We start from the raw sequence: 12,425 nt of genomic DNA on the forward strand, positions 1-12,425 counted from the left end.
ATATATTAAATATCTATATTAAGTATCATTATAAATAAATATATAATATTAAGTATATTAAATTAATAAATATTGAAAAAATTATATTTTTAATATAGTTTATATTCATTTTACTTAAATTACATTTGTATAAAAAAATTTTATAATGAAACATAAAAAATCTAAATCGATGATAAACATGAATCCAATAACATTCCCAATAATTACTACAATAATTGTAATTGGAGCAATAGCTATTATATTAGTTAAATTACTGTATAAAGATAAAAAAACTTCAGATTTATCAGATGATCTACCACCGATTGTAAATAAACATTGGAAAGATCCATTCACAGAAAATAATCTTGAAGAAGAATCGAATGAATATAGTTTTGTGAGTAAGTCTTGGGAAGAACCAATGCAAGAAAAAAAAGAATTGAAAAATGGAGTAGCAAGTAAAATATTTCAAGAACCTATGCATATAAAACATCAAGATATTATAAGTAATGATTATTATCAAAATCATGAACAAGATATAGAAATTTCTTTAAATCAGAATATTGATTTAGAAGAAGAAAATTTATATAATTTAAATACTCCTGAAAACTTAAACACTGAAACAAATGAAATTGAAAATAATGAAAATATTGATCTAGAAGAAAATGAAGATGGAAGCTTTAGGATAATTAAAAAGGAACCAGATTTAGTAAATGATGATACTATAACTCCATATACAACTCCTGAAGAATATAATCCTGTCAAAAATAATTTAAATAGTAATTTAAATATCGATAATCAATACAATAATGATTATATAGATAATAATAATTATAATGATAAGAAGTATAAGAATTATAGTGATTATGGTGATGAAGAATATGAAAAAGAATATCAAAAGGAATATGAAAAGGAATATGAAAACTATAATAATCATGATAACTTAAAATACTCAGATTCTCATAATGATGATGAAAAATCTTCATATACAGAAGGGTTGTTTGATATGGGTGAAAAAATACTTATTGGTGGAAACTATTATGATATAAAAGTTGGAGATGAAATAATATTCAATTATAATGGTGAAAGCTATTCCAGTAAAATATTAGAGATAAAACACGAAAATATAAGGGTAAAATATAGGGCACAGGAAAAATGGATAAGTTTTTCTGATGTTAAAAAAATATTCTAAAATTGTTAAGTATAATTTTTAGAATTATTAATAAATTAAATTATTTATTATTAAATTATTTATTATATTAAACTATTTATTATAACTCAATTTATTCCTTATAAATTAATTTATTCTTTACTAATGAATCAATGAAATTCCTGTTTATATTCTTTTATTAATTATGTTAATCAAAAATTATATCATATTTTAATATTTGCATAACTATAACTTATAAATTACTATATTAAAATGAATAGAATAATTTATTATGAATAACATAATATACAAATTTTATTTATAATATCCAAAAAAATTAAATAAAATCATGTACATATATAATAGTAACTTAATACTGGGGGTGATGAGTTATGGATAGAGTTCCCGTTAATTCAAAAGATCTTGCTTCGGTAGGATATGACCCTATAACACAAACATTAGAAGTCGAACTTCTAAATAAAAAGATTTATCACTTCTATGGGGTTTCTAACGCAGACCATGAAGATTTATTATCTGCTGATTCACATGGAACATATTTCAGCAAATATATTAAGGAAAAATATCCATATAAAAAACTTTAAAAAATTGAAAGAAGGATAATGCATTTTTCTATTAATTAATAATTCATTTTTCTATTAATTCTATTTTCAAAAATTTTCCATTTTTATTAATTTTTATTATTTTAGATTTATATTTAGACTAATTTTTAGATTTATTATTAAATTTATCATTTAATATTAGATTTAATATTAGATTAGTATTAAGTTTAGTATTAGACTTAATATTAGATTTAATATTAGATTAGTATTAAGTTTAGTATTAAATTTAGTATTAGATTTAGTATTAGACTTAATGTTAGATTTAATATTATTTATTTTTAAATAATACAGATATGAATAATATTAGTATAAATATTATTAGTAATATTAGCAATAATTAGTAATATTGATATGGATAATACTAATATAAATAATACTAATAACATTTATATATCGTATTATAAATTATACCAATATTTTTTAAACACCAATATTTTTTTTTAAAAAAAATAATAATAAATAAAGTATTACAAATAATAATATTAATAACACTAATAATATTAATAACATTAATAATACTTATAATACTTATAATACTTATAATACTTATAATACTTATAATACTTATAATACTTATAATATCAAAAATACTAATATTTAAAAAATAATAAATAAAGTATTACAAATAATAATATTAATAATAATATTAATAATACTAATAATAATACTAATAATAATGCTAATAAGATACTAATATTAAAAAATAATAAAAATAAGTATAATAAAAAAATTACTAATAAAGTTACTAAATAAAATTACTAAATAATATTAAAAGATAAAATTACTAAATAAAATCATTTATGAGCAAAATAAAAAATAAGCTCATCATTATTAATCTCATCTAACCTTGCAAATCCAAATCTTTCAAATTGTACAATATCTCCAACATTAAGATTTTTACAATCAGATTCACAAATCCCCTCTACTATAGAGGCATCATCCATAACAATTTTTGCTTTAATATTATCATTAGCTGGAACCCATTGAATAATTCTAGCTTTTAATTTCCTTGCCTCTTCAAAAGACTTACTATTATAAAAAATATCATTATTTTTAATATCTATATTTATTGCATCCATTAAACGAACAATACCATCATCTAAATCATTACTAGAAATATAGACTTCACCATCAAAAACAAGTTTTCTATTACCTCTTTTTAGATGATCTGGATGAAGAGGTCTTTCAATTATCTCAATATCAGTTTCATTAATATCAGTTTCATTATTTTTTTCGATACTTAAGTCATCTATCTTAATTTTTTTAGGATTTGGAACAAAAAAATAACGGTTGGAAATTTCCTCTAGAATATTTCTATTAAGACCATAAATCTTTTTCCAGCTAATAGCTGAATCAGACATTTTAACACCAATTTCAACCATTAAATCATGGATAGCCTTATTTTGAATTCCTCTTCTAGCTATAGCTCTAAGAGTTCCAAGTCTAGGATCATCCCAACCCATATAAGTACCTTCTTCAATTCCAGCCATAGCTTTTGAAGTACTAAGTGCAATATCTTCCATTTTAAGCCTTCCATAATGTATGAACTCTGGAACATCCCAACCCATGTGTTCATAAAGATATTTTTGTTTTTCACTATTAGCTAAATGGTCTTTACCTCTTAAAACATGAGTCATACCCATTAAATGATCATCAATAGCTACTGAAAAATTCATCATAGGATAAATTTTATATTTTCTTCCAATACGAGGATGCTCTTCTTCAACAATTCTCATAGCTACCCAATCACGAATAGCAGGATTTTTATGCTTTATATCAGTTTTAACACGAAGAACTGCTTGACCAGCCTCCATATTAGAAAATTCTCTCCATAACTCCATACTTTCTTCAGGAGATTTAGATCTACAAGGACAAGCTTTACAAGCATCTTTTAATTTTTTAAACTCTCCACCTTCACATTGACACATATATGCAGCACCATTTTTAATTAGTTTTTCTGCATATTCATAATAAATTGGAAACCTATCACTTTGATAATAAATTTCATCAATTTTTATATTTAACCACTCAAGATCCTCTTGAATCATATCATAAGCAGGAGGATAAATTCTTTTTGGATCAGTATCCTCAATACGAAGAATCAATTTTCCATCATATCTTTCAGCATATTCCCCATTAGGTACTGCAGCTCTTGCATGACCAATATGTAAAGGGCCGCTTGGATTAGGAGCAAAACGCATTACAACATTTTTATGAGAACCAGGTAAATCTGAAAGACCTTTCTCTTTCTCATTATTAGTTTTATTGTCTTCAATTTCAATACCCAAATTAGCTATTTCAAGTTCTATTTCTTCAGTAGACATTCCATTAACTTTTGCAACTATCCTACCAGATACTGACCCTATCTTTTTAGCATCTTTTCTTAAATCTGGTTCACTACTCATGATAGCTCCCATAACAGCTCCTGGATTCGCATTTCCTTTATGTTTAACTGCATTTAAAAGTGCATATTTATAGATTGTTTTTTCTAAGTCAGTCATTTCTAAGATATCCATATAATCACGTGTGAAAATTAATTATGCTTAAAATTAGATGATATTATAATAGAATTATCTATATTTTAATTATCACTATTTTTAATAAAAATATAATTATTTTTAATAAAATTATCTCTAAATAAAATTATCTCTATAATTATTTCTATAATTATTTCTAAATTATCTAATAATTGCTTCTAAATTATCTCAATAATTATCTTTGTAAACTATTATTATTAATCTAGTTTGTTATATCTAGTATAATTATTATAAATTATCTCTATTATAATTATTATAATTATATAATATATTATAATTATTGATTACACTATATAAATAGTTAATATAGATAATTTTTAATAAAAATCCTAGAATCAAGCCAAAAAAAATAATTAATAAAAACTACAAATATTAGTATACAATAGAATTAGTCTAAAACAATAGAAAAAAATAAAAGACATGATTAAAAATCAAATATTCAAGTTTATTTAAAGAAAAATTCGAGGCTAAAAAATGTCAGATGAAAAAAAGGTTTTGAAATATATAAAAAAGAGAATCGATAAGTATAGTGAAAAAGACAAAAAAATTACAATAACTAATAATTTAGAAATAACCATATCTCAATTTTATCAGAAAGATGATGATACAATAAAGACGTCTTCAAAATCAATGAAAATAAAAGATGGAGATATTATCTATGAAATATTTAGCAATGGAATAATCTTAAAAATTGAAGAAAGAGAAAAAAGAGCTTATGGAGCTACTAATGATAAACCACATTGCACTCCAAACATATAACAAAAAATTAATAATAAAAACAATGAAGGAATAAAATAATAAAGAAGTAATAATAAAGAAATAATACTAAAAAATAATAATAGTAATAAAAAATAGCAGATAAGTAATACTAAATAAGTAATAATAAAGAAATAATACTAAAAAATAATAATAAATAAAAAAATAAAAGATTTATAAAAACCTTAAAAATTAAAATTAAAAATAGTATAGATTACTTATCTAAACATTTTCTTGTACTTAATGCTCCAAAAGCTACTGTCGAAAGATTATGGATTAATGAAGAATTTGAAGGACTCATAATACCAGTTATTCCTAAAACAATTAAAGATGTATTAATAGCTAATATACCATTATAATTATTATTTATTTTATTTAGCATTCTTTCACTTAAAATTCGAAGTGTTAAAAGCTGGTTTAAATCATCAGAAAGTAGGGATATAGCAGCTACTTCTCTTGCAATATCAGAAGAATCCTTCATAGCTACAGATACATCAGAAACTGATAATGCAGGAGAATCATTAATTCCATCCCCAACCATTATAACTTTTCCAAACTTATCCTGAAGATCTTGTACAATGTTTGCTTTATCTTCAGGTAAAACTTGAGATCGATATTCAGTGATTTTTAATTCTTTTGAAACATGATATGCTGCATTTTCACTATCTCCAGTCAACATAATCATATTCTCAATTCCCAACTCTTTTAATTTAATTATAACATCTTTAGCTTCTTTTCTTATAGGATCTTCTATACAAATAATCCCTTCTAACTTACCATCCATTGCAAAAAATATTGTTGAATATTCATTTATACTATCGTCAATTAATTTTTGCTGTTTTTTAGTTATTGAAACACTTTCATCTTCAAAAATAAAGTGAGCACTGCCAATTAAAGTTCTCTTTTTATTTAATGTTGTTGATATTCCATGTGCCACAATATACTCTACTTCAGCATGATATTCTTCATGTTGAAGATCTTCTATTTCTGCTTGTTTTACAATTGCTCTTGCAACACTATGTGCAAAATGTTCTTCTAAACATGCTGCATTTTTTAATACTTCATCTCGTGACAAATTTCCACAAGAAATTATTTTAGCTACCTTTGGACAAGCTTTAGTTAATGTTCCAGTTTTATCAAAAACTATTGTTTTAGCTTTAGCAAAATTTTCTAGATATTTACCTCCTTTTATCATCATTTTATGATCAGATGCTTCTTCCATTGCAGATATTACAGAAATTGGAGTAGCCAATTTAATAGCACAAGAATAATCTACCATAAGGACTGACAAAGCCTTAATAGAATTTTTAGTTAACAAGTAAGTGAATAATGTAGCTAGCAAGCTAAATGGAACTATTGAATCAGCTAAGTATTCTGCTTTACTTTGAATTTCTGCTTTCAAGTTTTCAGAATTTTCTATTAAATTAATGATCTTATTTATCCTTGTTTCTTCATTAATTGCAATGACTTCTACAATTATAGAACCTTCTTTAACTACTGTTCCACCATGAACTATTTTACCAATGGTTTTATGAATTGATAATGGTTCTCCAGTCATTGAAGACTCATTTATCATTGCATCTCCACTAACAATAGCCCCATCAACAGGAATCACACTTCCAGTTCGAATCCGAATCCAATCCCCCCTAGATATTTCTGAAATTGGGGCTTTTATTTCATTTATCTCTTTTAGATCAAAATTTTTTAGATCAAAATTATTTTTTAAATCAAAATCATTGTTTTTATTGTTATTACTCTTATCCTTATTGTTATTTTTTTTCACTAGCCAAACAGTATCAATGTTTATAGCTAAACTATTTTTTAAAGTATTTTTAGTTCTTTTAACAGTGTAACTTTCAAGTAAATCAGCTAAAGATACCCAGAATATCACAGAACCCGCAGAATTAAATGATTTCATAAATATTGATGTGAATATAGCTATTGAATCAAGTAATGGAACATCTATCTTAAAATTCCACATACTTCTTAAACCTTTTTTTATAAAAGGTATGGAATCATATAAAACTTTTATAATTTCTATAGGATAAGGTACAAATAATTTAATAAAAATCCTTTTTAAAATTGTTTTTGTTAACTTAAGTTGGAATTCTGTGTCTATTTTTTTAAGAATTTCTTCTTCAGTAGGTTCTGCTTCTTTAATATCTTCAATTCTGATTTTATTAATAAAATCCAAAATATAATCCTTATTTTTATCATATTTTATTATTAGACTGCCATTTCTATGGGATGTAATTATTTCATTAATAAAATCGAATTTTAAAAACAACCTAGATAATCCATATCCCTCTTTTTCTGTAAATGCATCTCTACCGCACCTAATTCTAAGTCTATTTGGAAAATCATGCATAACTTCATATTTCATAAAACCACAAAAATAAAAGATTTTTTTATATGAAAAATAGTCCTTATGAAAAGAATTCTATAAAAAATAATATTCATAAACATTATTTTTTATTTTCTTCAGCTTCAACATTAAAAACTTCATTTTTGGTTTTTAATTTTGCTTCATATCTTACATCTTCAGCATTATCTTTTACATCTTGAAATGCTTCTTCTGCTTGGTCTTGTAATTCCATTACTTTAGCAAGTGTCTTAACACAAAATTTTTTTGTTTCATCACTCTCCAATATTTTTTTAGCAGCTATTGCAGTAATAGCTCCTCCTGCAAACAATAATAATTTTTTATGTTTAATAACTTTATTTAAATTTTCTTTCATTAAAAATCTCTCCTTTTTTATCAAAAACTATTGTTTTAGCTTAAAAATATATTTAGCTATATTATTTGAATTATTTAAACTATTTAATCTATTTAAGCTGTTTAAACTATTTAATATATTTGAGCTATTTAAACTGTTTAATATCATTTAATACTATTTAATTTTCAAAGTCAAATAAAATATAAGAACTTTAAAAATTAATATTCTAAAAAATAATTTAGATTTAATTTAGGTTTACCTAAATATTTTTTAGTTATACCTAAATTAATATAAACAAGTATTTAAATTTTTCTAAAAAATTCAAAAACAAAAAAATATCATATAAATGCTGGAAATACTACAAAAATTAAAAATAATACAAATAAAAAAAGATATTATAAAAATATTTATAAAAACACTATAAAAATTAAAAATAGTACTAATAAGAAGATATATTATAAAAACACTTATAAAAAATAATATAAAACTAATATAAATAATGTAAAAATAATATAAAAATAATATAAAAATATACCAATAATAAAAATATATTAATAATAAAAAAATATTGAATAAAAAAATATAATTTTTTATTCAATTATTATTAATTCAATTATTTACTATTTATTTTTTTCAATAACATCTAAAAATTCTTTTATATTAGAAATGTTTTCTTTTAAAAATTTGTCATCAACATTCTCTAAAATATCCTTGTTTTTACCTTTTATTTGACCTTTTTTAGTAGTTTTAACATCGTCTAAAAGTTCTATTACTTCTTTTATTGTTGTTATAGTATCATTACGATCTATTATTCCCTCAGGAGAAGCATATGATTGATTTCGTGGAGCTTCAAATATAACAACATTACCATCGTCTATCAATTCATCAGTTAATCTGACTTTTGTAATTCGATTATTTTCATATGGAGTAAAATAAAAAGATCTGCTCTCCAAACATATTCCAGCTAAATACTCAGTATAATCCTCACCTTCAGAATCTTCAATAACTACGCCTTTTGGAATACGGACAGTGCTTAAAATCTGCCATATATTAGTAACTCCTTCTTCCTCATTTTTAGCTTTATTAATATATTCTTTGAAGAATGCTGCACGAACAAAACGATTAGAAGGTGTAAATCCACCAGGAAGGCCTGTTGTTCCAGTTGCTTGTGAAAAAGGTGTTGCAGTAAATTCACCATATTTTTTTGGACTAAATTGTTTAGGTTGAATATGAATATAATTCCTAAGATTTTGTGTATGCCATTCTAAATTAGGAGTATTGGTCATAACACCAACAGGATTCTCCTTAAATTTTAATTCGCCACCACTAGGCTCAATTACAACCACACGACCAGTAATATCAGCAAAAATATAATGCAAAGGAATTGACTTATTCATGATAGGTATTTCAGTATCGATTAACCTAATATTCTTTAAATTCTTTTCTAAATCAGCAATTGACTTATAATTACCTAAAACCCAATTCAAAAACTCCCATGGAGCTAAGTTATTTTTGCCTTTAACTTCATTTTTATTATATACAGCTTCACCAGGTAAATAAAGTTCAGCCATAGCAAGACCATGCTCATTTATTCCATCAGTAAAAATATAATTTCCAGCTATTCCTCGACCAGTCCCAAGCATCGCATATTTATTTGTCATTTCTTTACCAAAAACATGCCAGCTATACTCTCTTGGTAAAAAAACAGGATTCCCCTCTAAAGGAAATGAAAAATCCATTGTTCTTGCTAGAAAATGTTTATTGTCCTCAGTCTTAGTAAAAATACTTGTACACATTTTTTCACCCTTAACACCTATTCATTTAATCTATATTCATTTAATATGTATTTTTAATACATATTCTTTAATATACATATATAAAATATATTATTGTATAATATATTATTACTATATAATATGTTATTAACATAATATATAATTATTGAATAATTGTAAATTAGAATTATTAAATAAATTATAAAATTTAAAAAATAGTGAAAAATTATAATAAAAATGATAAAATAAAATTTTATATAAATAAAGCTAAATATTTTATTAAAGTTACATATTTTCTTCTTTTAACCCACTACTTTTAAGAATATTTACAACATCCTCATCACTCAAGTCATAGTGATAAAATTCTTTATAAAACATCTTAACTTCAGATTTAAGATCAATATCTGAGTATTTATCTGGATATATGACTTTAGCAGTCCATGGAATACCAATAATTATATTTGCACCAGGAGGCCTGTCAAACCATTTAAATGGAGATTGTGGAGACAAATAAACTTGTTTATTTTTAACTGCATCAATATCCGCCCATTTAGAATTATTGTAAACCTTTTGATAAAAGTCAGGACTAGTAGTTATTATAACCTCAGGATTCCATTTAATAACTTGTTCAATTGAAACATCAACTTGTCCAACCCCTTCTTGCAGTTGAATATCTGCAACATTCTTTCCACCAACAATATCAATTAATTGAGCATGGAGAGAACCACTAGGGTCTGTTTGAAGACCTTCATCACCTTCAGCATAATAAACCCTCTTTTTCTCATTATCAGGAATAGAACTTGAAACTTTTTCAGTTTTATCAAGATATTTATTAGTAAAATCAATCAATTTATTAGCTTTATCCTCAGCACCAAGTAATTTCCCCATAAATTCAATTGAGGGAGTAATTTTAGTAACATCAGAGTTATCAGTAACTCCAACAACAGAAATAGTTCCAAATTTAGTTTGTCTTTCATTTACAGTAGCTAAATCAACATCACCCATAGCTCCTTCAATTACAAGATCAGGATTAACAGAAATAATCTGTTCATAGCTACCATCTTGTCGTCCAAACCATCCACCAATTACTGGTAAATTAAGATATTTACTATTTACATATTCTTTTTCTATATCCGTCCACTGATAATTCAGTCCACCTAATTTATCAGGAGTAAGCATATAAACCATTGTAGTCATAGGAGGAGAAGTAGCTACTACATTTGAAACATCACTAGGAACAGTAATTGTCCTACCAACCATGTCAGTTATGGTGATATTTCCATCTTGAGATATAGATGAACCTGGGTTAAAGTAGTAAGCAATTCCAACACCAGAAACTATCAATATAGCTATGACCACAAGTATAATATTTTTATTAATATTTACAACCCCATTAAGAAAATTAAATAAAATTAGTTATTTACTATTAAACTATCTATTTAAGCATAAATTACTTATTAGCATTAAATTATCCATTAATATAGATTATCTTATTAAATTATCTTATTAATTATCTTATTAGATTATCTTATCCTATTTAATGCTAAATTACTTAATTTTCCACCACATTAATACTAAATCAGCTTTATCTTCAAGATTCTCTAGCTTTCCATCCTCTTTATTAAGTGTTAAATTTTCTTCTAAAAATGGCCTTATTTTATCAACTTCCTCTTCAGAAAGATTATTCATCTTCCATTTCATTCTAATAAATGCATCTTCAATATCATCATATTTTCTATTACCTACAAGGTCAAAATTTTCAATATTAGGATAGATACCTAAACTAACCAATAAATTAAATAAATAATCATAAGGTGCAAAATCAGGATAATCTTTTCCAATTTCCTCATAGAATTTCTTCTCTAATTTCCAATTATTCCTTCCAAATACAACTAAAAACACATATTTCTTAGCTATTTTTTGAATATTTATAATTGTATCTTTAATTTCATGAATTCCCATAAAAGATCTTGAAGCAACAACAACATCAAATTTTCCAACATTATCAACGGTTGCATCTTCAATATCACTCTCAACAATATCAATATTATCAATATTATAATGTTCAATTCTTTGTTTGAGCATGTCAAGCATAACTGGTGAAGAATCAATAGCAGTTACAGATTTAACTTTTTCAGCTATCAATGAAGTTACAGCACCTTCACCACTTCCCAAGTCCAAAACTGTGTCCTCATCCCCAAGTATTAATTTAGGAATTAACTTTTCATGATATTCATCTTTAACAGCTATTTTTTCAAAATGAATTTTCGGTGTATCTTTAGTCCACTTCTTTTCTCTTTTCTTAGACCCAACTTCATTTGCCCAAGCTTTTTCCCAGTCAAAATCATTGGGATCTTTTATACAATCATTAGAATCCATAATATTACCTATTTTTAATTTATTTAAATTGAATTAAATTATAATCAAGTATACACAAAACGAAATGCCCTACATACAAAACGAAATGTATTATTATACATAACATTTTACTCATAATTATATTTAAAGCTATCTAAAACCTTAAAAAAAGAAAATAAAATTTTTAAAAAAAATATAATCATATGAATGATATAAACTATCACTATAATTATAATTTAAAATTAATAATAAAATAATGAAAAAATAAGTCGAAATGTATATATATTCAATACGAAATATTATTATTATGCAGTTATTATTATCTATGCAATTAATAATTATAAACCAAAAATTAATACCCTAATCAATTGTTTTAATCTTTATTGTTGTTTTATGGAAAAACAGGGTAGCTAATTTTTTAAATAATAACTGTAAAAATGGTTTAAAAATAGTTTAAGTAATAATTAATTTTTAAAATCTCTTAAAAATTAATTGATTAATTAAAAAACTAGATTGAATTAGTGAAAGTAAATAAA

Annotated in this window: 9 protein-coding genes; 3 read left to right on the forward strand and 6 right to left on the reverse strand. The window is 24.0% G+C overall.

All coding sequences use genetic code 11. From position 1 onward, the window contains the following. Positions 1-178 precede the first annotated feature (178 nt). Positions 179-1,168 (forward strand): hypothetical protein, encoded by a 990-nt coding sequence (locus tag MBBAR_RS04605; protein WP_080460091.1) that lies wholly within the window; start codon positions 179-181, stop codon positions 1,166-1,168. 350 nt (positions 1,169-1,518) lie between these two features. Beyond that, the gene (locus tag MBBAR_RS04610) at positions 1,519-1,728 is read left to right on the forward strand and encodes a KTSC domain-containing protein (protein WP_042701408.1); all 210 of its coding nucleotides are present in this window, start codon (positions 1,519-1,521) and stop codon (positions 1,726-1,728) included. 812 nt (positions 1,729-2,540) lie between these two features. Here MBBAR_RS04610 and MBBAR_RS04615 read toward each other — a convergent pair. Further along, positions 2,541-4,247, reverse strand: coding sequence for a glutamate--tRNA ligase (locus tag MBBAR_RS04615; RefSeq protein WP_080460249.1), 1,707 nt, complete (start codon positions 4,245-4,247; stop codon positions 2,541-2,543). 510 nt (positions 4,248-4,757) lie between these two features. Here MBBAR_RS04615 and MBBAR_RS04620 point away from each other — a divergent pair. After that, positions 4,758-5,042: a hypothetical protein gene (locus tag MBBAR_RS04620; RefSeq protein ID WP_080460092.1), complete on the forward strand. Its 285-nt coding sequence runs from the start codon at positions 4,758-4,760 to the stop codon at positions 5,040-5,042. Positions 5,043-5,253: 211 nt separating this feature from the next. On the opposite strand, the gene MBBAR_RS04625 is transcribed toward MBBAR_RS04620, so the two are convergent. The 5 genes from MBBAR_RS04625 to MBBAR_RS04645 all read right to left on the reverse strand — a co-directional run bounded on the left by MBBAR_RS04625 (position 5,254) and on the right by MBBAR_RS04645 (position 11,910). Further along, positions 5,254-7,422 (reverse strand): heavy metal translocating P-type ATPase, encoded by a 2,169-nt coding sequence (locus tag MBBAR_RS04625; protein WP_080460093.1) that lies wholly within the window; start codon positions 7,420-7,422, stop codon positions 5,254-5,256. An 82-nt stretch (positions 7,423-7,504) separates the two neighbouring features. After that, complete coding sequence (locus MBBAR_RS04630) at positions 7,505-7,777, reverse strand: DUF6110 family protein (protein ID WP_080460094.1); 273 nt, start codon at positions 7,775-7,777, stop codon at positions 7,505-7,507. Positions 7,778-8,376: 599 nt separating this feature from the next. Beyond that, the gene (locus tag MBBAR_RS04635; protein WP_080460095.1) at positions 8,377-9,552 is read right to left on the reverse strand and encodes a choloylglycine hydrolase family protein; all 1,176 of its coding nucleotides are present in this window, start codon (positions 9,550-9,552) and stop codon (positions 8,377-8,379) included. Positions 9,553-9,816: 264 nt separating this feature from the next. Continuing rightward, on the reverse strand, positions 9,817-10,875 hold the full coding sequence (locus MBBAR_RS04640) for an ABC transporter substrate-binding protein (RefSeq protein ID WP_225370052.1): 1,059 nt from the start codon (positions 10,873-10,875) through the stop codon (positions 9,817-9,819). A 204-nt stretch (positions 10,876-11,079) separates the two neighbouring features. After that, positions 11,080-11,910: a class I SAM-dependent methyltransferase gene (locus MBBAR_RS04645; protein ID WP_080460097.1), complete on the reverse strand. Its 831-nt coding sequence runs from the start codon at positions 11,908-11,910 to the stop codon at positions 11,080-11,082. Positions 11,911-12,425: the final 515 nt, after the last annotated feature.

This window comes from Methanobrevibacter arboriphilus JCM 13429 = DSM 1125 (assembly GCF_002072215.1).
In the GTDB taxonomy this organism is placed as follows: domain Archaea; phylum Methanobacteriota; class Methanobacteria; order Methanobacteriales; family Methanobacteriaceae; genus Methanobinarius; species Methanobinarius arboriphilicus.

What these genes read in the sequence shown, in the direction of transcription:
- MBBAR_RS04605 (WP_080460091.1), top strand. Translation starts at nt 179, where the DNA reads ATGAATCCAATAACATTCCCAATAATTACTACAATAATTGTAATTGGA.
- MBBAR_RS04610 (WP_042701408.1), top strand. Translation starts at nt 1,519, where the DNA reads ATGGATAGAGTTCCCGTTAATTCAAAAGATCTTGCTTCGGTAGGATAT.
- MBBAR_RS04615 (WP_080460249.1), bottom strand. Translation starts at nt 4,247, where the DNA reads ATGACTGACTTAGAAAAAACAATCTATAAATATGCACTTTTAAATGCA.
- MBBAR_RS04620 (WP_080460092.1), top strand. Translation starts at nt 4,758, where the DNA reads ATGTCAGATGAAAAAAAGGTTTTGAAATATATAAAAAAGAGAATCGAT.
- MBBAR_RS04625 (WP_080460093.1), bottom strand. Translation starts at nt 7,422, where the DNA reads ATGAAATATGAAGTTATGCATGATTTTCCAAATAGACTTAGAATTAGG.
- MBBAR_RS04630 (WP_080460094.1), bottom strand. Translation starts at nt 7,777, where the DNA reads ATGAAAGAAAATTTAAATAAAGTTATTAAACATAAAAAATTATTATTG.
- MBBAR_RS04635 (WP_080460095.1), bottom strand. Translation starts at nt 9,552, where the DNA reads ATGTGTACAAGTATTTTTACTAAGACTGAGGACAATAAACATTTTCTA.
- MBBAR_RS04645 (WP_080460097.1), bottom strand. Translation starts at nt 11,910, where the DNA reads ATGGATTCTAATGATTGTATAAAAGATCCCAATGATTTTGACTGGGAA.